This window comes from Sorangium aterium, from assembly GCF_028368935.1.
Taxonomy (GTDB): Bacteria; Myxococcota_A; Polyangia; order Polyangiales; family Polyangiaceae; genus Sorangium; species Sorangium atrum.
The window spans coordinates 49,121-68,342 of the sequence record NZ_JAQNDK010000005.1; the positions used below are offsets into that span (position 1 = coordinate 49,121).

Here is a 19,222-nt window from a genome sequence, read left to right on the forward strand (position 1 = left end):
CGGTCACGCGCGCTCGTCGAGCGGCGTGTAGTCGACGGCGTTCTCGCCGGTGTAGATCTGCCGCGGACGGCCGATCTTGCCGGTCGGGTCGTCGTTCATCTCCTTCCAGTGGGCGATCCAGCCGGGGAGGCGCCCGAGCGCGAACATGACGGTGAACATGTTCGTGGGGAAGCCGAGCGCGCGGTAGATGATGCCGCTGTAGAAGTCGACGTTCGGGTAGAGCTTCCGCTCGACGAAGTACGGGTCCTTCAGCGCGGTCTCCTCGAGGCGCTGCGCGATGTCGAGCAGCGGATCCTTGATGCCGAGCTTCGCCAGGATCTTGTCGGCGGCCGCCTTGATGAGGACGGCGCGCGGATCGTAGTTCTTGTACACGCGGTGGCCGAAGCCCATCAGGCGGAAGTTCGAGGTCTTGTCCTTCGCGAGCTTGACGAACTTCGAGACGTCGCCGCCGTCCGAGCGGATCGCCTCGAGCATCGTCACGACCTCCTGGTTCGCGCCGCCGTGGAGCGGGCCCCAGAGCGCACAGATGCCAGCGGCGACCGAGGCGAAGAGGTTCGCCTTCGAGCTCCCGACGAGGCGCACCGTCGACGTCGAGCAGTTCTGCTCGTGATCGGCGTGCAGGATCAGGAGCAGGTTCAGCACCTTCACGATGTCCTCGTCGATCTCGTACGGCTCCGCCGGGACCGAGAACATCATGTTGAGGAAGTTCGCGCAGTACGAGAGCGAGTTGTGCGGGTAGACGAACGGCTGGCCGATCGACTTCTTGTACGAGAACGCGGCGATCGTGCGCACCTTGGAGAGCAGCCTCGCGATGGTGATGTCGAGGTGCTCGGTGTTCTTCACGTCGATCGCTTCCGGGTAGTAGCTCGACAGGGAGAGCACCATCGCGGAGAGGATCGCCATCGGGTGCGCCGTCGACGGGTAGCCGTCGAAGAAGCGCTTCATGTCCTCGTGGATCAGCGAGTGCCGGGTGAGCAGCGTGGAGAACCGGGACAGCTCGCTCTTGCTCGGCAGCTTGCCGTAGATCAGGAGGTACGAGGTCTCCACGAAGGTCGACTTCTCGCCGAGCTGCTCGATCGGGATGCCGCGGTAGCGGAGGATGCCCTTCTCCCCATCGAGGAACGTGATGGAGCTCGTGGTCGAGGCCGTGTTGACGAAGGCCGGGTCGATGCAAACGTACCCGGTCTTCGAACGAAGGGACGCGACGTCGATCGCCTTCTCCCCCTCGGTGCCCGTGATCACAGGCAACTCGATCGTCTGCTCCCCACCGTTCTTCTTCAGCGTTAACTTCGCGGTCTCCTGCACGCCTCCTCCTTCCGCCGCAGCGCGGCGTAAGCTATCACGGGCCGAGGGAAGAATGCTTCCCCGAGAAAATGAGGTGATGCATTTGAGCGAGCCGGTCGTGCGGGGGGAGCTGGCCCACCACCCAGAGGCGCCTCGGTTTGCGGCCGAGGTGCGCCGAGTCCACGGGCGTTACGCCGACGAGGTCGTCGCTCGCTACCGGCTCTGCCCGTTCATGCGCGACGCCGCAACCGGATTCGGTCGCTTTTACGTCCTGCTCGATCGCGAGCCCGTCCTGGAGACGGCGCTGGCGGCCATGGAGGAGGCCGACTCCGCGGTGGTGCACCTGGTTCTCCCGTGCATCCATACTCCGTCGCCCCAGTTCGAGCGCTTCGCATCGCGCCTGGGTGAACAGCTGCGGCGGCGCTTCAGCCCCGCGCCGGTACTGGCCGCGTTCCACCCCGAGATGGCGGGGGACGAGACGAACTCGCACCGGCTCGTAGGTCTCCTCCGACACGCGCCAGACCCGTTTGTACAAACGATTCCAGAGGGGCTGAACCATACTGGGACCGTCCTCGCGGGGGCAGGCGTCGAGCCTGCGGTCGACCCCGCCGAGGACAATTACCGACGCCTTGAAGGGGCAGGGATCGCCGCAGTCAAGATCAGGCTCGCGGAGATCATGGCAGATCGGGACTCGAGTTATGCGCCCTTCCTCGCGCAGCTCGGGCTGACCCGCCCCGGCCCGCGCTTCAGCCCCCTCCCAACACGGTAGCGCACGGGCGAAAGGCGCAGACGAAACACCTGCGAAACGCGCGCGAAACGCGTGTTGCGCGTGTCGATGAGCCTTGGGTCAATCCGCAGGCGAGCGGCGCGGCGCCGGACCCGATCCGTCGGACCCGGCCTTGGCCTCGCGCTCCGCCATGAGCGGCATCAGGTACGGAAAGCCGGCCGCCATCGTGTCGAGGTGGGGATCGATCTGGGCGGCCAGCCAGAAGAGGAGCACGCAGGCGCGCTCGACATAGAACCAGTCCTCCGGGTACTCGAACGACCGCATCAGCTCCTGGAGCTCACCGCGCTCCAGCTCGGGGTCCGCGAGCCGCTCCAGCTGCTCGGGGCGGGCGCGCATCAGCGCCGCCGGCGTGCGATCCCGGATCTTGAGCAGCTTCGCGAAGTAGGTCTTCACGGTCCTCTCGAGGAGCGCGTCGTTGCCCCCGGGCGCGACGAAGCCCATCCTCCGGAAGCCGCGCACGACCGCCGCGTCGTCCTGCGCGAAGATGCCCTTCAGGATGTCGAGGAGCCCGTCGATGAGCTCGTCCTGGGCCTCGCAGCTCGCGCCGAAGTCGAGGACGACGAGGCGAAAGCCGCCGCCGTCCTCCGCGCTCCGTGGGGCGACAAGGAAGTTCCCCGGGTGCGGATCGGCGTGGAAGAAGCGATCCGCGAAGAGCATCTTGTAGAAGGCCTGCACGAGCCTGAGCGCCACGTCCGAGGGCTCGACGCCCGCGCTCCGGAGCGCGTCGAGGCGGGTGATCTTGATGCCTTCCATGAAGGTCATCGTGAGCACGTCGCGCGTCGTGAGCTCGTGGACGACCTCCGGGAACGCGACGCCCGCGTCCCCCTCGAAGTTCTGCGCCATCCGCTCCATGCACGCGGCCTCGTGCAGGTAGTCGGTCTCTCGGCGGAGCAGATCGACCAGCGACTCGTGCACCCGCTCGATGTGCCCCACCGGGACGAACCGCTTGTAGACGAGGATCGCGAGGCGCAGGACGCGCAGGTCGACGGCGATGATCCCGCGGATGCCAGGGTAGAGGAACTTGACCGCGACCTTGCGGCCGTCGCGGAGGCGCGCGACGTGGACCTGCCCCAGCGACGCGGCCGCGAGCGGCGCGCGCTCGATCGACGCGAACAGCTCGCCCGCCGAGCGGCCGAAGCTCGCGCGCAGCGCGGCCTCGAGATCGCTGAACGGGTGCGGCGGCACCTGGTCCTGGAGCTGCTCGAGCTCCTTGCCGTAAGCGCGAGGCAAGAAGCCGCCCATGATGGACAGCACCTGGCCGAGCTTGATGAAGACGCCCCGCAGCTGGAGCATGACGCGCAGCAGGCGCCGGGCGTTGTTCTGATCGACGCGGGCGCGGCGCGCGACGAGCCAGCCAGGCGGCTCACCCGCAGGCGAGCCGCGCCCGAGGCGCCTCGCGAACACCCGCGCGAGCCCCAGCTGGATGAGGTAGCTCGTCAGGATGACCGAGAACGCGAGCAGCGCGCGGAAGAGTCGGACGGCGAGCGTCATGTGCGGCAAAGCAGCCGCACCATGCTACCGCAGGGGCAGCGCGGGGCCAGCCGTGCTCGCCCTCGCCCTCAGCGATGGGTGAACCCCGGCGAGGGGGCCGCCGCGGGCCTCCGCCGCGCAGCGGAGCCCTCCCGCGAGCCGGAGAGGCTCAGGAGAGCGAGTCCTTGATCGCCTTGATGGGGCGGGCGCGGACCGACTTGCTGGCCGGCTTGGCCGCGAACGTCATCGGCTGCTTCGTGAAGGGGTTGATCCCCTCGCGCGCCTTGGTCGCGGGCTTCTTGACGACGCGGAACTTCGCGAAGCCGGGCATCGTGAAGATGCCGTTCTTCTTGAGCTCCTTGTACGCGATGTCGGTCAGCGACTCGAGGATCGCCTTGACCTGCTTGCGCGAGATCTCGTTCTCGTTGGCCTCGACCACCGCGTTGATCAGCGCGCTCTTGCTGAGCGACGTGCTCTTCTTCCCATCCGCCTTCTTGGCCGCCATGTTCATTCCTCCTGAGGTTTGTGCCCTCTTGCGGGCCAAAGGAACCACAACGGCCGCCGCAGATCCAGTGTCGAATCGTCGATCGGAGCTACAAAAGAAGGGGTTTCATGCCCCGGGGGGCGCGTCGCTCCGCCGGAGGGAGGGCCGGGGGGCCCTGGCACGGGCCGTCAAATCCGCGGGAAAACAGCCCAAATCGCCGCTCCTCCAGGCCTCACGCGCCCGCCGCGAGAGAGGTCGGACGCCGGGCGCTCGACGTAGGAGATCACCCGAACCCCTTCCGTTGAAGGCGATCCTGGTCGCCCGGGCGCCCTCTCCGGGTCGAGCCTCCTCGGCCGACGGCTCTGCTCGGCTCACCCACGCCTCGCCCACGCCCGAGATCGCGCGCGTTTGCGCGCGTTTGCGCGCGTGGGGCGAGCCGAGGCCCCGCTCGTTCACGGCCCGCGACCCCGCGGCGCGCCTCGCGCCTCGCGCCGGCGCGCGCACGCGGGGGACGGCCGCGCGATCACCGAGCTCTAGCGGCGGCTCGCCGCCGAGCCCGCGCCCCACTTCCTCTTGGCGGAGAGGCCCAGGATCGTCAGCGACTGGGGCGCCTGCGTGAACTCGATGACGTCGCCGAACCCGACGCTCACCGAGTGGATCGGCCCGTCGAAGAAGAGCTTCGCGTCGTGCGTCTTGCTGCGCACGACGAGCGAGGCGCCCGGCTGGATCAGGGCGTGACGGAGGCGGTACTCCTCGCCGTGGGGGGTGTAGGGCTCGCGGACGACGAGCTGGAGCCGCTTCGACGTGAGCGGCAGGACGCGCCCGCCCGCGGAGCGCTGCGCGGCCGTGGATCCGGCCGCGGGACCGATCCAGAAGCCGCTCGACTTCTGCTCCTCCTCGGCCCGGCCGAGCCGGAGCACGTAACGCGACGTGGCCGCGGGGGAGACGTGGCAGAAGAGCGCGTCGTTCAGGACGCGGCCGGTGGCGAGCTTGTCGTTCACCGTGACCTGCATGCGGGTGAGCACGGTGCTGCGGAGCGAGCCGCTCAGCGCCCCCGCGATCGCGTCCGCCGCGTCGCGGCTCGTCGCGCCGCAGAAGAAGCCGACGGAGTGGCCCGGCGCGCTGTTGATGCCGAGGATCGGCACGTCGCCGACGTTGTGGGACGCGCTGAGGAGCGTCCCGTCGCCGCCGACCGTGATCACGAGATCGAGCTCGCCGGCGTCGAAGGACTGCGCCGCGCTGGCGACGACGTCGATCTGGGCCCCGATGTCGTCGAGCGCCGCCTTGACCTCGCGCACGGTCTGCTCGTGCGCATCGTGCGACGCCTTGAGGCGCGCGACCGCGGAGTCGCCGGCCTCGATGAGCCGCGTGATGCGCGGGTCCTTCCGCTCCTCGCGGTAGATCTTCCAGGCGGAGCGCTTCACGACGAGCGCGACGCGGGGTGGACGCCGCGGCGCGGGCGTGGGGGATCGTTCCGCCATCAGAGCTCCGCGAGGCGCCGGAGCGCCACCTCCGTCTTCGCGTCCTCGATCACGCCGCGGCGGGTGAGCTCGATCGCCTGGTCGAGCGGGACCGCCGCGATGGCCGCGAACCGCTCGAGGGGGGAGCCGTCCTCGAGCGGCGTCCCCTGGCGGGCCGGGTCGACCTCGACGTGAAAGAAGAAGTGCCGCTCGCCCACCATGCCCGGCGCCGGGAATGTCGACGGGCCGAGCGGCTGGAGCGCCGACGGGGGCACGTCGAAGCCGACCTCCTCGAGCAGCTCGCGCGCGGCCGAGCGCTGCAGGCCCTCCGGGCTCCGCTCGTCGAGCTCGACGAGCCCGGCGGGCAGCTCCCAGATCGCGCCGAGCGTCGGCGCCTCCGGGATGGGCCACGCCTCGGGCGGGCGGGTCGCGGCCGGGGGCCGGAACGCCGAGCGGAGGAAGACGTAACGGCGCCCGTCCGCGCCGCGGTAGTGCGGGGCGATCACCACCGCGTCGAGGCGGGTGCGATCGACGCTGTCGTAGGTGAACGGGTCGCTCAGAGAGCCGTCCGGGAACTCGACGTGGAACACCTGGCGTCGCACGTTGAGGAAACCAGGGCCGTCGAGCGAGGGGATCGTCCGGACCAGCTTGAGCGCGAGCTTCGGGAAGGGAGGTAGCGGCATGCGTCGAGGCGCGAAGCATAGCGCCAAACGACCGCCGATCGCGATGCGGCTCGTCCCCGCGCCCGCCGCGCGCTCGCCCCCGCGCTCGGGGCGGCCCCGGGCTCAGCGGAGCACGAGGACCCAGACGTCGTAGAGCGCGTGGGTCCAGACGGCCGGCGCGAAGCCGCGGAAGACGTAGATCGCCGTGAGAACGAGCCCGCACACCATGCGGAACACGAAGGAGGGGAGGTTCCAGGGATCGCCGAGCGACCCGACATAGTGCCAGCCGGAGAAGACGGCGGCGGCCACGACCGCCCAGCCGACCATCAGCACCACCCCCTGGACCCCCTTGCCGAAGAAGAACTTGATCCCGAGCGCGCCCAGCCCGTAGAGGCCGACGCGGAAGGCGATCTCCTCGTAGAAGCCCGCGCCGAGCGACATCACGACCCCGGTGAAGATGTCGTTCGACGCGGCGGGCGGGCCGAGCCGGAGGGAGCCGACCACATAGGAGCCGGCGAAGCGCATCAGGATGGCGTAGAGCGCGCCCTCGGCGGCGAGCAACGCGAAGCGCCTCGTCTGGAGGGCGTGGCCGCGGCCGAGGATGGAAAGGACGAGGACGAACGCGGCGCCGACGGCGACGGTGAGGCCGGCGTAGAGCGGGAGGCTGTGCTTGGCCAGCGCGCGGAGCTCGGCGGTGACCGGATCCGCCGCGTTGCGGATGGGGAGGAAGGCGACGCCGAGGTGATACAGGACGAAGATCGGCATCGTCAGCGCGAGATCGGTCAGCGCATCGCTCTTCGCGGTGGGCTTGTCGCCGGCAGGGGCCGCCCCCGGCCGGGCGAGCTCCGGTCCGGCGCCGAGCATCAGGACGGCCTCAGGCGGTACACGATCACCAGCACCTCGGCCGACCACATGACGACATTCAGCACGAAGGGCGTGTCCCGGAGGATCTCCTGGGTGGGGCTCTCCGACTTCGCGCTGCCGGCCACGAGCTGGAGGAACCGGATCCCGCCGAAGAGCGGGTGGATCGCCGTGAGCCAGAGGTACGGGTTCTGGAAGAACCGCTGTGTGTCGTGGTCGAGCGTGTACGCCAGGTAGGTGGCGAAGGTGGCGAGGCCCGTCACGGCGAGCGCCGCCGTCAGGGCGGAGGGCGAGTAGCCGTCGAGCGCCGCGCGCTGCTTCGAGGCGTTGACCGAGGCAAGCTCGTGGCGGCGCTTGCCGAAGCCGAGGAAGAGCGCGAGCAGCGCGGTGCAGGCGATCATGAAGCCGGAGAGCGGTGTCCTCGTCGCGAAGCCGCCGGCGAGCACCCGCAGCACGAAGAAGATCGCGATGCAGCCGACGTCGAGGTAGGCGATCTTCTTGAGCCGGAACGAGTAGGCGACGTTGAGGACGTAGTAGCTGGCGGCGACGACCGCGAAGAGCGGCGGGCCGAGCAGGCTCGCGCCGAGCGCGATGACCGCGAGGCCGACCGCCATCGCCTTGGCGACCGGGATGGGCACGCGGCCCGAGGCGATCGGCCGGAAGCGCTTGACCGGGTGGACCCGATCGGCCTCGACGTCGACGATGTCGTTCAGGATGTAGACGGCGCCGGCGAGCAGGCAGAAGATCGCGAAGGCCCCGATCGCGCTCATGATGATCGAGGGGTGGGTCAGGTGCTTGGCGAACACCACGGGGGCGAGGACGAAGAGGTTCTTCACCCACTGGTGGGGCCGCATCGCGCGGATCATCCCGCGCACACGCCAGAGCAGCGTCCCCTTCGGGGAGTCGGGCAACAGGGGCGGCTGCGCGATCAAGCCGCCCGAGGGGGGCCCGCTCTCCGGCGGACCGGAGCTCGGCGCGCCGGCGCTCCGCGGAGGCGAGGACGGAGGCTTGCCGGCGGGGACGGAGCTCACCGACGCGGGCGAACCGCCCTGCTCGGCAGGCGCCGGCACGTCCGGCGCGCCCGCATCCGGGTGAGCATCGGCGCCGGGCGCCTCCTGAGCAGGGAGGGCTGCGGCGCTGCTGCGAAAAAGGGGCCCCGAGGCGGTCACGGCGCGCGGAGCATACTCGGGCGCACAGGTCCCGGCCATTCCGCGGCAAGTTAAAAGCACAGGGGGCGCCGGCGCCCGAAACCGACGAAAGCGACGAAACCGAGCGCCAGCGGCAGCGCCGAAGCCCCTCCAGGCCACGAACCAGGAAGAACGTGCCGCAGCGCACCCGGGCCGGCGGCCACGCAGCGAGGTCGCGAATCTGGGTTCGCACCCGCCAGCCCGGCTCGTGGAACGCAAAATGCGCATCCCCGCAGGCGGGCCGTGACCTCGTGCTACCATCGCCCCCGATGACATCAGCGCTCTCGGTCGCGCGTGAAGCTTCGCCTCTGCTCCTGAAGCTTCGCTCTGCCGTGGAGCAGGCCCTCGAAGGGAAGCCAGAGGCGGTCGAGCTGGCGCTCATCGCGCTGCTCGCCCGGGGCCATGTCCTCATCGAGGACGTACCCGGCGTCGGCAAGACGACGCTGGCCCGAGCGCTGGCCAAGGCCGTGGGGGGCGAGCTCCGTCGCGTTCAGTTCACCAGCGATCTCCTGCCGAGCGACGTCCTCGGGGTCAGCGTCTTCGACCAGCGGCTAGGGCAGTTCGTCTTCCGGCAGGGGCCGATCTTCGCGAACGTGCTGCTCGCCGACGAGATCAACCGGGCGAGCCCCCGGACGCAGTCGGCGCTGCTCGAGGCGATGAACGAGGGGCAGGTGTCCATCGAGGGGACGGCGACGCCGCTGCCGTACCCCTTCTTCGTGCTCGCGACCCAGAACCCGCAGGATTTCGCGGGTACGTTCCCGCTGCCGGAGTCGCAGCTCGACCGGTTCATGGTGCGGATCCGGATCGGGTACCCGCCTCCCCAGGTGGAGATGCGGCTGCTCCTCCAGGGCGGCGAGCCCGACCGGGCGCGGAACGTGCCGCAGATCATCGATCCGGCCCAGCTCGTCGCGCTGCAGCGCGAGGTCGATCGCGTCGAGCTCGACTCGTCGCTCGCGACCTACCTGCAGGCGGTGCTCACGGCCACGCGATCGAGCCCGACCCTCTCGCTGGGCGCATCGCCGCGCGCCGGCATGAACCTGGCGCGCGCGGCCCGGGGGCGCGCGGTCCTCTACGGACGCTCGTACTGTATCGCGGACGACATCCACAACCTTGCGGTCGCCGTGCTGGCGCACCGGGTCCGGCTCTCGGCCCACGCCGAGGGCTACATGCCGACCCGCGACGAGTGCGAGGCGGCTGTGCGCGACCTCGTGGCGCGGGTGCCGGTCCCCCTCTGAGGGGTGGGCGATGGGCGCAGAGGACAGGGAGCGGGGATCAGTCAGCGGCAGCTCCCGCGGCACCGAGCGCGCCGGCGCAGCGGTGCGGAGCGCCGTCCGGCCGAGCAAGCCGAGGCGCGATAGACCGCTGGTCGAGCAGCGGCCGCTGCTGCCCCCGCGCGGGGACAAGGCGTCGTTGTGGACGAGGCTCCTGCTGTTCCTCAGGCCGCCCCGGAAGCTCAAGTTCACCCGGGAAGGAAAGTACTACCTCGGGATCACGCTGGGCGTCGGCTTCGCGGCGATCAACACGGGCAACAACCTCCTCTACCTGCTGCTGGGGATGCTGCTGTCGCTGATCGTCGTCTCCGGCGTGATGAGCGACCTGTCGCTGCAGCACCTCACGGTGACCCGGCGGCTCCCGGCCCGCGCCCAGGTGGGCCGGGCTCACCTCGTCGAGATCGAGGTCTACAACCACAAGAAGCGCGTGCCGTCGTACGCGATCGAGGTCGAGGATCTGCGCGCCGGCCAGCCGGCCGACAAGCGCTGCTTCTTCCTGAAGATCAGCCCCTCCAGCGCGCAGGTGGCCGCGTACCGGCGGACGCCGGCGAGGCGCGGCCGCGACCGGCACACCGGGTTCCGCATCGCGACCCGCTTTCCCTTCGGGCTGTTCGAGAAATCGCGGGAGGTCGAGGCCGAGGGCGATCTCATCATCTACCCCGCGGTCGATCCGGTCCGGCTCCCGGTCGAGGACGCGGGCCGGCGCGAGGGCGGCGCGAGCCTCAGCGGGCGCGGGGGCGGCGACGAGACCTTCGGCCTCCGGCCGATGCGCGACGGGGACGATCCGCGCGACATCTACTGGAAGAAGAGCACGATGCGCGACCAGCTGGTGCTGCGCGAGCGCACCCGCGAGACGCGGCCGGACGTGCAGATCGTCGTCGACACGGTGCGCCCCGCCGGGGAGGGCGACGCGTTCGCGCCGACCTTCGAGCGGAGGATCCGCGAGGCGGCGTCGCGCGCCGTCGCCCACATCAAGCGCGGCGACGCCGTGGTCGTCGCGACGACGCTGGGCGAGCGGGTGCGCGGCGATCGCAACATCGGCTCCGACGCGATCCTCCGCTTCCTGGCGCTGCTCGATGCGGTCGACGACGGCCGGGCGCCCGAGCGCGGCGCCCGCGCGCCGCAGCGCCAGGGATCGAGCCCGAGCAGCGGTGAGCGCCGCGCCGGCGCGCCGAGGAGCGCGTCATGAGGTTCGGGATGGTGCACCGGGTCATGACCGACGCGCTCGCGGCGCTCGGCGTCATCGCCCTCGTCGCCAGCGGACAGTTCAACCGCTACGTGAGCTGGGCGATCCTCATCAGCCTCGGGCTCGCGCTCGTCGTGCGCGAGTCGTGGCAGCGGCACCCGGCGCTCCGCCACCTCGACACGGGCATCCTGCTGGCGGTCATCGCCGTCCAGGTGGTCCGCATCGTCGCCACCGACGCGAGCGTGCTCGACGTGCTCGTGGAGTTCGCCGCGGCGCTGCAGATCATCCGGCTCGCGACGCGCAAAGGGGCGGCGCACGACCAGCAGGTCATCGTGCTCGCGCTGCTGCACCTCATCGCCGGGACCGTCCTCGGCGGCGGCATGGGCTACGGGCTGTGCTTCCTGGGGGTGCTCGTCGTCGCCCCAGGCGCGCTCGTGCTCAGCCACCTGCGGCGCGAGGTCGAGGGCAACTACCGGCAGGGGGCGCGCGACCGGACGGGGCTGCCCGTGGACGTGCCGCGCATCCTGCGCTCGAGGCGGGTCGTCGGGCGCTCGTTCCTGGCCGTCACCTGCCTGCTCTCCGTCCCGATCTTCGTCTTCACCGCGCTCCTGTTCGTCATCTTCCCGCGCGTCGGCCTCTCGCTGCTCCTGCTCAACCGCGGCCACACCGGGCGGATGATCGGCTTCTCGGGCAAGGTCGACCTCGGCGCGGTCGGCGTGCTGCGCAGCGACCCCAAGCTGGCGATGCGGGTCGAGATCCCCGAGCTCCCCGAGCCGCCGCCCCCGCGCCTCACCATGCACCTGCGCGGCACCGCGCTCGACGCGTACGACGGCCGCACCTGGACCCAGAGCGAGACCTTCAAGCGCCCCACGGAGAGCGACGGAGGGCTCGTGCCGATCGAGCGGTACCCGGACCCGGCGGTCGACCCGGTGATGCGTATCGATCTCGAGCCCATCGATCCGCCCGTGATCTTCCTGCCGCCGAACGCCACGGGGCTCCGGCTCAAGCACCGCGGGCAGCTCGGGGTCGACGCGAACGCGATGGCCCAGCGCGGGCCGGAGGGGGAGCTCAGGTACCAGCCCACGGACGATCGCGGGCTTGTCTACGACGTCTTCCTGTCGCGGAAGCGGTCGCCGACCTTCCAGCGCCTGCCGGCGGCCGAGCGGCGGCGCTACCTGGATCTCCCGAGGGATCTGCCGTCGCGCGTCGTCGAGCTCGCGCAGCAGTGGACGCAAGGCGTGGATCGTCCGGCGGACCGGGCGCGGGCGATCCAGGAGCACCTGCGCACGGAGTACCGGTACGACCTTGCGTCGCCGTCGGGCGCGGACCCGCAGCCGCTCGATCACTTCCTGTTCGAGTCGAAGCGCGGGCACTGCGAGTTCTACTCGACCGCGATGGCTATCCTGCTGCGCGCGGTGGACGTCCCGACGCGCAACGTGACGGGCTTCGTCGGCGGCACCTACAACCGCTTCGGCCGGTTCTATGCGGTGCGGCAGGGCGACGCCCACTCGTGGGTCGAGGTGTACCTCGACGGCGAGGGGTGGATGACGTTCGACCCGACGCCGCCTGCCGACGCGGCGCCGAAGAGCGAGCTGGTCGGGGCCTGGGCGTACCTCCGCGATTTCATCGAGGCGACGAGCCAGCGCTGGGACAGGCACGTCGTCGGCTACGACCTGAACCAGCAGGTGGGCCTGCTCCAGACGCTGACGTCGCGCTACCGGAGGTCCGGATCGAGCAGCGATCTTTCGCTGTCGCGCCCGCGGATCCTCGCGGTCGCCGCCGTCGCGCTCGCGCTGGGCGGCGGCCTGCTCTACTGGCGCTTCCGCCGCACGCGCCGCGGGCGCGAGGAGCGCCGCGCGGACGCCGGCCGCACGCCGAGCGCGATCCTGGCGACCGCGCTCTACGAGGGCCTGGAGGCCGCCATGCTCGTCCAGGGCGTGCCGCGCCCCCCCAGCTTGCCGCCGCTGCGTCACGCCGAGGCGCTGGAGCTCGCGGATCACCCGCTGGCGCGCGAGATCCTGACGCTCACGCAGGTCTACCTGCGCGCCCGCTTCGGCGGGGCGACGCTCACGGAGGACGACAGCCGCGACTTCGAGCGGCGGGTCAAGGCGCTGCGCGGGGCGGAGCGGCGGGCGCGCGCTGCGAGCGACAGCGGGCTCGCCGCGTCGCCCTGATCGCGGCCGGGGACCGGGAAGACGAGGGGAAGACGAGCGGCGCGCCCGGGGCCGCGGCGCGCGAGCGTCGCCGGTTGCGCCGCGCGAGCTGCTCCAGCCGCGCGGGCCGCGTCAACGGCGGCGCAGAGGCCGCCTCGCGATGAACGCCTGCCGGATGCCGGCGACGGCGCGGCGGCTCGGGCCGCCGGAGATGAACGGATCCTGGGGCGCGAGCTCGCCCAGCCGGTCGAGGAACGACTGCGCCACGACGCGCTCGCCCAGCAGGCTCACGACGTCCGACTGGCTTCGCATCGTGGACGCGAGGACGGCCGCCGTCGACGTGTCCGGCACCGCGGCGATCGAGAGCGACTCCAGCACGCGCCTGAGCGGCGCGATCGACTGCGCGGTCGCCAGCTTGCGATCCGAGGCGCCGAGCGGCTGCGGGGCGTACTCGAGCCAGATGCCGGCGACGTTCAGGTGGCCGAGCAGCTTCTTCGACCAGCGCGGGTCGAGCTCCACGTGGAGCGGCCGGACGTCGGCCAGCGTGGAGAGGGCGAACTCGCCGGGCTCGCCCGCGAGCGCGAAGTCGCGCAGCAGCGGCGCGAGCTTGCGCTCGTCGGCGAGCAGGCTCGCGGCGACGTGGCCGCGATCGAGCAGCGGGATCGGGACCACGAGGACATCCGGCCGCTCGCCGCGCGTGATCCGCGCCGCCCACACCCGCCACGTGATCGCCGGCGATCGCACGAGGATCGCGGCGCCGGGATCGAGGCTCCCGTACGCCTCGTCGGTCCAGACCTCGGCGGCCGTCTGCTCGCTCCGATCGGCGGCGAAGCCCGCCTCCTCGCTCGTCAGCGCGACCAGCGTCAGCTGGAAGACGACGAGCAGCGCCGCGCCGCTCCGCGAGAACGGCACGCGCGTGTGGAGCAGCGCCCGCACCGCGGCGTGCGCGCCGAGCGCCGATCCGACGGCGATCGCGGCGACCGCGAGCGAGCGCAGGGGGGTGAGCGGATCCGCGGAGAGCACGCCGGCAGCCCGCGCGGGCAGGAGGGTGTCGAGCGCGAGCAGGACGAGGAAGGGGGCCACGAGCCACCGCGCGCGCGGGCGCAGGAGCGAGAGCGAGAGCCCGGCCGCGGCGATGAGCAGGGAGACGACGCCGATCTCGCGGCTCCACGCGGCGAGCGCCGTGGTGCGGGCGCTCGCGACGTCGAGGGCGGAGAGGCTGCCGGCCGTGAGCGCGCGGCCGATGTCGGCCCAGGCGCGCGGCGCGAGGGGCCTGAGCGCGAGCGGCGCGAGCAGGAGCGCGGCCGTGAGCGCCCCCGCGCCGGCGGCGGCGCCCAGCAGGCGCCGGGGCGGGCCGCCGGCCGAGGCCTCGGCGGGGCGCCCGCTCGCGTGCTGTGCGCCGCCGCGCGCGAGGAACATCGCGTACGACGCCGCGAGCGCGGCGAGGCCGGCGGGGGGGCTCTCGGCGAACGTGGCGCCGAGGAGCGCGCCGAGCGCGATCCACGCGCGCCCGGCGTGCCGCGCCTGCTCGGCGCAGGTCGACGCGAGCGCGAGCGTCACGAGCGCGCAGCAGGTGGCGACCATGGCGCCGCCGCCGACCGTCGCCTCGCGCTGCCACGTCGGCGACAGGGCCGCCGTCAGGACGGCGATCGCGGAGAGCACGGAGGCGAGCCGCGGGCTCACGGCGCCGCCGAGCGTGTCCGGCGCGGCGGGCGCGCCGGCGGGGGTCACCTCGGCTGCGCCGCCGCGGAGCCTGCGCCAGAGCGAGAGCCCGGGGAAGGGCGCCGGCCGCGCGGACTCCAGGAGGAGGCGGCGGACCATCCCGTAGAGCAGGCGCGACGCGAGCGCGAGCGCGAGCGCCGATCCGAGGGCGGTGCGGAAGGTGCGTGAGCCCAGCGGGAGCAGGCTGAGCGCCTGCGAGAGCGCCGTCGACAGGCCGCCGCCCACGCCGACCGCGACGAGGCCGAGATCCCGGACGGCCGTGAGATCTTCCCGCCATTGCCCCGAGGAGGCGGCGCGGGCCAGCGACAGCCCGAAGGGCAGCGCGGCCGACAGCAAGGCGAGCGACCGATCGGGCCAGCAGCGTTTCTCTCCGGAGCCCACCGAGCGGCCATGCCAGATCGGCCGCGGCCGGGCCAAGTTCCGGCGCGCGCTGGTGCGCGCTTCGGCGGCGGCGCGCGGCGGCGCCTGGCCCGCGCCGCACGCCGCCCCGCCGCCCCGCGCGCCGCGCCGCCAGCGAAACGCGCGCGGGGCCGATCCGCGCGCGCAGGGCGCGGAGGATACGGAGAGGCGGTGAGCGGCGACCTGGGCTAGAGTCGCCCCTTCCACGGAAAATCGGAGGTCGTCTCGTGTCCCGTTTCATCGATGAGCTCAAGAGGACGCACCGCTGCGGCGATCTGCGCGAGGCGGACATCGGCAAGGAAGTCGTGCTGTTCGGCTGGGTCGCGCGGCGCCGCGATCACGGCGGCTGCATCTTCATCGACCTCCGCGACCGCACGGGCGTGACGCAGATCGTCTTCGATCGCAGCTACCTCGAGGCGATCAGGAAGCATGGCCTGAAGGCGGAGGAGAAGGACCTCGTCGACGCGCACGCCGCCGCCGAGCGGGCCCGGTCCGAGTGGGTCGTCGGCGTCCGGGGCGTCGTGGTCAGCCGCGAAGGCAACGTGAACGACAAGATCGACACGGGGGCCATCGAGGTCTGGGTCGCCGAAGCGACGATCTTCAACAGGGCGGAGACGCCGCCGTTCGAGATCGCGGACGAGATCGAGACGCGCGAGGAGATCCGCCTGCAGCACCGGTACCTCGACCTGCGCCGGGCCCCGCTCCAGCGGGCGCTGCGGATGCGCCACGAGATCAACCGGGCGACGCGGAATTACCTGTCGGACAAGGGCTGCCTCGAGCTCGAGACGCCCTTCCTCGTGAAGTACACGCCGGGCGGGGCGCGCAACTTCCTCGTCCCCTCGCGGATCTCGGCCGGGAAGTTCTACGCGCTCGCCGAGAGCCCGCAGCTCTACAAGCAGCTCTTCATGGTCGCGGGCTTCGACCGCTACTTCCAGATCGTGAAGTGCTTCCGGGACGAGGACCTGCGCATCGACCGGCAGCCGGAGTTCACCCAGATCGACGTCGAGCTGTCGTTCGTGAACCAGGACGACGTCTTCGGGCTGATGGAGGGGCTCGTCTTCGCGGTGTTCAAGGCCGCCCTCGGCAAGGACCTCACCGAGCTCTACCCGACGGGCCGCTTCCCGCGCATGCCGTACGCGGAGTCCATGCGCCGCTTCGGCAACGACAAGCCCGACCTCCGCTTCGGGATCGAGCACACCGACCTCACGGACCTCATCATCGAGCACAACGGCGGCGGGGTGCCGTTCTGGGTCGAGCTCGCCGAGAAGTTCAAGTCGGGCAAGCTGCGGCGCGACCTGCCGGCCGAGATCGTGAAGGGGCTCGTGATCCCGGCGAGCGCCAACCTGTCCCGCCAGCAGACCGAGGACCTCGAGCGCGGGCTCCGCGACGTGAAGGGCTTCCGCGGCCTCGCGCGCGCCAAGCTCGCCGAGGACGGCTCCTGGACGCAGTCGCCCCTCACGAAGTCGATCACGCCGGAGCTCCGGCAGAAGCTGAACGAGGTGCTCGGCGCCAAGCCGGGCGATGTCCTCTGCTTCCAGTTCGGCAAGGAAGCCGTTGTGCACACCGTGATGGCGAAGCTCCGCATCGACGTCGCGAAGAAGATGGGGCTCATCCCGGAGTACGGGCATGGCGACCAGTGGAGGTTCCTCTGGGTGACGAACCCACCTCTGTTCGAGTTCGACGAGGACACGGGGCGCTGGGCCGCCGCGCACCACGCGTTCACGCGGCCGATCGACGAGCACGTCCCGCTCCTCGAGAGCGATCCGGCGCGCGTCGAGTGTTACCGTTACGATCTCGTGCTGAACGGGTTCGAGATCGGCGGCGGCTCGATCCGGCTGCACGATCCCGAGGTGCAGGCGCGCGTCTTCAAGACGCTGGGCATCGACGAGAACGACGCGCGCGACAAGTTCGGCTTCCTCCTGGACGCGCTCCGCAGCGGCGCGCCCCCGCACGGCGGCATCGCGATCGGCATGGACCGGCTCGCGATGCTGCTCAGCGGCGCGCCGACGCTCAGGGACGTCATCCCGTTCCCGAAGACCAACCAGGGCACTGATCAGATGACGGGCGCGCCCGTGATCGTCGACGCCGCGCAGCTCGCCGAGCTTCACGTGAAGACGGCGGTCGCGGCCGCGGACCCCCGGCAGGGCGCGACGGGCACCGGCAGCGCCGGCGCCTGATGCCGGCCCGGGGGGCACGCGCGCGATCGGATGCACCTCCGGCGGCGGCAGTGGCGCGGCGGCGCGGCGGGCCCCTCGCCGCGCTGCCACACCACCGCCGCCGCCGCGCGCGCTGTGCTCTGCCTCGCCGCGCGCGGCCGGTCGCGTTGGCCTTTATGTTTGCAGGCCGCGCACTTCTGGTAGGGTAGGGCCTGTATCCTTCGCCATGGCCTCCCCGGCGCGAGTCCTCGTTGTCGATGACAGCCCGACCATCCTGAAGGTCGTCAGCGCCATCCTCGCTCGCAATGGGTTCGACCCGACCGTGGCGCGCGACGGGCTCGCGGGGATCGAGCTGGTCAAGAAGGGGCCGAAGTACGATCTCGTCCTCCTCGATTTCGTGATGCCGAGGATGAACGGCTACGCCTTCTGCCGGGAGCTCCGCTCGAACCCGTCGCACCGCAACGTGCCCGTGGTCCTGATGAGCGCCAAGGGCGACAAGCTCAGGGGGCAGTTCGTCCAGCAGACCGGCGCCGTCGACGCGATCACCAAGCCGTTCGACGCGCGCGCGCTCGTCGCGGTGATCGAGGGCGCGCTCTCGAAGGCGGCGGAGGGGCGCGCGCGGCCCGTGCCCGAGGGCGCGAAGATGCCCGACGAGGACACGATCGCCGAGAGCGTGCGGCCGAGCCTCCTCGCCAGGAGCATGCGCCAGCGCGCCGGCGCGGAGTTCGCGCAGCAGCTGTCGACGGTGATGACGCCGGCGATCATGAGCCTCTCGATCGAGGCGCGGACCAACGAGGCCGCGGTGATGCAGGCGGTCGCCCGCGTGATGACGAGCGAGGTGGTCTCCAAGCTGACCCTGACGCTCCGCGATCTCGACGACACGCCCGCGGACGCGAAGGAGGTGATGAGCGGCGACGTCTCCGCGATCCCGCTCGCCGAGATCCTCCAGCTGCTCCAGATGCAGCGGCAGACGGGCGTGCTTCGGGTGACCACGAACCGCGCGTCGGTCACGATCTCGCTCCGCCAGGGGCTCATCGATCTGGTGCAGGCGCGCAACTCGTCGGACGAGTTCAAGCTGGGGCGCTACTTCATCGAGCGCGGGCTCCTGACGCGGGAGCGGCTCGAGGCGCTGCTCCGCGCGAAGCGGCCGCACGCCCTGCTCGGCCAGGTGCTCGTGGAGGCCGGCGTCGCGACGAACGACGACCTCATCGCCGTGCTGGAGCGGCAGTCGAGCGAGCTCATCTACGAGGTGCTGCGCTGGCCGTACGGGCGCTTCTCGTTCACGCGCGAGCCCTTCCGCCCCGAGGTCGAGCAGGCGCACCTCGGCCTCCCGGTGTCCGCGCTGGTGCTCGAGGGGTTCCGGCGCGTCGACGAGTGGCGGCTCATGGAGGGGACGATCAACTTCGACCAGGTGGTGGTCGTGGACCAGGTCGCGCTCGACGGCGTGGGCTCCGGCAAGCTGACGCGCATCGAGCAGCTCGTGCTCGGCGCGGTCAACGGCTCGCGCACGGTGAACGAGGTGATCAAGGAGAGCGCGGTCGGCTCGTTCGACGCGATCAAGACGATCTACCAGTTCCTTCAGTCGCGGGTGCTGAGGACCAGGGCGGCCTGAGCGCCGCGGCCGCGCGGGCCATGCGGTCCCGTGCGAGGCCGCGACGGCGCGATGACCGCCGACGCGTCGCGCACCGCAGCGGCACGAGCGAGCGCGGCCCGCATCGCCCGCGGGTCGTCCGTTTGTGTTCGCGTGTTTCGCGTGTTCGCGGTGCTCAGGCCGCCGCACGATGGGCGTAGCGCTGAGCGTTCTCGCAGCGGAGAGGGCGGGATTCGAACCCGCGGATCAGTTTCCCGATCGCACGCTTAGCAAGCGTGTGCCTTCAGCCACTCGGCCACCTCTCCTGGTACCCAGGATGGTCCGCCCGCCCCGTGCTCAGCGCAGGAGCAGCGCGGACCTCGATGCATGACGATAGAAAGAACGCTGGCTCGTCGACGCTCGGCGCGGCGGCGAGGGAGCGGCAACATACCAAAGAGGTTGTCGCCGTGCACAAAAGATCGTGCAGGGGGATGCCGGTGGCGACGGATCTCGCGGGGGCGGGACGGACGGCGCGGGAAGCAGGCTGTCGGGCTCGGCCCTTGGCGCTCG

The 19,222-nt window shown here is 71.5% G+C and carries 14 protein-coding genes and 1 tRNA gene; 6 read left to right on the plus strand and 9 right to left on the minus strand.

Annotation, left to right across the window (positions count from 1 at the left end):
- Positions 1-3: 3 nt before the first annotated feature.
- Positions 4-1,305, minus strand: coding sequence for a citrate synthase (locus tag POL72_RS38540; RefSeq protein WP_272101850.1), 1,302 nt, complete (start codon positions 1,303-1,305; stop codon positions 4-6).
- A 76-nt stretch (positions 1,306-1,381) separates the two neighbouring features.
- On the opposite strand from POL72_RS38540, the gene POL72_RS38545 reads away from it, so the two are divergent.
- The gene (locus POL72_RS38545) at positions 1,382-2,053 is read left to right on the plus strand and encodes a hypothetical protein (protein WP_272101851.1); all 672 of its coding nucleotides are present in this window, start codon (positions 1,382-1,384) and stop codon (positions 2,051-2,053) included.
- A gap of 78 nt (positions 2,054-2,131) precedes the next feature.
- Here POL72_RS38545 and POL72_RS38550 read toward each other — a convergent pair whose 3' ends face one another.
- The 6 genes from POL72_RS38550 to POL72_RS51045 all read right to left on the minus strand — a co-directional run bounded on the left by POL72_RS38550 (position 2,132) and on the right by POL72_RS51045 (position 8,177).
- A complete protein-coding gene (locus tag POL72_RS38550; protein WP_272101852.1) occupies positions 2,132-3,562 on the minus strand; it encodes an ABC1 kinase family protein in 1,431 nt (476 codons plus the stop codon).
- A gap of 148 nt (positions 3,563-3,710) precedes the next feature.
- On the minus strand, positions 3,711-4,046 hold the full coding sequence (locus tag POL72_RS38555) for an HU family DNA-binding protein (protein WP_012240887.1): 336 nt from the start codon (positions 4,044-4,046) through the stop codon (positions 3,711-3,713).
- A 512-nt stretch (positions 4,047-4,558) separates the two neighbouring features.
- On the minus strand, positions 4,559-5,506 hold the full coding sequence (locus tag POL72_RS38560; protein ID WP_272101853.1) for an NAD(+)/NADH kinase: 948 nt from the start codon (positions 5,504-5,506) through the stop codon (positions 4,559-4,561).
- Positions 5,506-6,168 (minus strand): NUDIX hydrolase, encoded by a 663-nt coding sequence (locus tag POL72_RS38565; protein ID WP_272101854.1) that lies wholly within the window; start codon positions 6,166-6,168, stop codon positions 5,506-5,508. The genes POL72_RS38560 and POL72_RS38565 overlap by 1 nt, the downstream gene beginning before the upstream one ends.
- A gap of 102 nt (positions 6,169-6,270) precedes the next feature.
- The gene (locus POL72_RS38570) at positions 6,271-7,011 is read right to left on the minus strand and encodes a CPBP family glutamic-type intramembrane protease (RefSeq protein ID WP_272101855.1); all 741 of its coding nucleotides are present in this window, start codon (positions 7,009-7,011) and stop codon (positions 6,271-6,273) included.
- Complete coding sequence (locus POL72_RS51045) at positions 7,011-8,177, minus strand: decaprenyl-phosphate phosphoribosyltransferase (RefSeq protein WP_272101856.1); 1,167 nt, start codon at positions 8,175-8,177, stop codon at positions 7,011-7,013. The genes POL72_RS38570 and POL72_RS51045 overlap by 1 nt, the downstream gene beginning before the upstream one ends.
- A gap of 350 nt (positions 8,178-8,527) precedes the next feature.
- Between POL72_RS51045 and POL72_RS38580 the strand changes: the two genes are divergently transcribed.
- Genes POL72_RS38580 through POL72_RS38590 form a run of 3 tightly spaced genes read left to right on the plus strand, consistent with a single transcriptional unit; the run spans position 8,528 to position 12,826 of the window.
- Positions 8,528-9,430, plus strand: coding sequence for an AAA family ATPase (locus POL72_RS38580; protein ID WP_272101857.1), 903 nt, complete (start codon positions 8,528-8,530; stop codon positions 9,428-9,430).
- A 10-nt stretch (positions 9,431-9,440) separates the two neighbouring features.
- Positions 9,441-10,655 carry a DUF58 domain-containing protein gene (locus POL72_RS38585; RefSeq protein ID WP_272101858.1) on the plus strand — a complete coding sequence of 405 codons (1,215 nt, stop codon included), beginning with the start codon at positions 9,441-9,443 and terminating at the stop codon, positions 10,653-10,655.
- Complete coding sequence (locus POL72_RS38590; protein ID WP_272101859.1) at positions 10,652-12,826, plus strand: transglutaminase TgpA family protein; 2,175 nt, start codon at positions 10,652-10,654, stop codon at positions 12,824-12,826. Before POL72_RS38585 ends, POL72_RS38590 begins: the two co-directional genes overlap by 4 nt.
- A gap of 111 nt (positions 12,827-12,937) precedes the next feature.
- On the opposite strand, the gene POL72_RS38595 is transcribed toward POL72_RS38590, so the two are convergent.
- A complete protein-coding gene (locus POL72_RS38595) occupies positions 12,938-14,863 on the minus strand; it encodes a hypothetical protein (protein ID WP_272101860.1) in 1,926 nt (641 codons plus the stop codon).
- 290 nt (positions 14,864-15,153) lie between these two features.
- Between POL72_RS38595 and aspS the strand changes: the two genes are divergently transcribed.
- The gene (gene aspS / locus POL72_RS38600) at positions 15,154-17,103 is read left to right on the plus strand and encodes an aspartate--tRNA ligase (RefSeq protein ID WP_272101861.1); all 1,950 of its coding nucleotides are present in this window, start codon (positions 15,154-15,156) and stop codon (positions 17,101-17,103) included.
- 205 nt (positions 17,104-17,308) lie between these two features.
- On the plus strand, positions 17,309-18,694 hold the full coding sequence (locus tag POL72_RS38605) for a DUF4388 domain-containing protein (protein ID WP_272101862.1): 1,386 nt from the start codon (positions 17,309-17,311) through the stop codon (positions 18,692-18,694).
- Positions 18,695-18,891: 197 nt separating this feature from the next.
- On the opposite strand, the gene POL72_RS38610 is transcribed toward POL72_RS38605, so the two are convergent.
- Positions 18,892-18,978: transfer RNA gene (locus POL72_RS38610), tRNA-Ser, on the minus strand.
- Between the last annotated feature and the right edge of the window lie 244 nt (positions 18,979-19,222).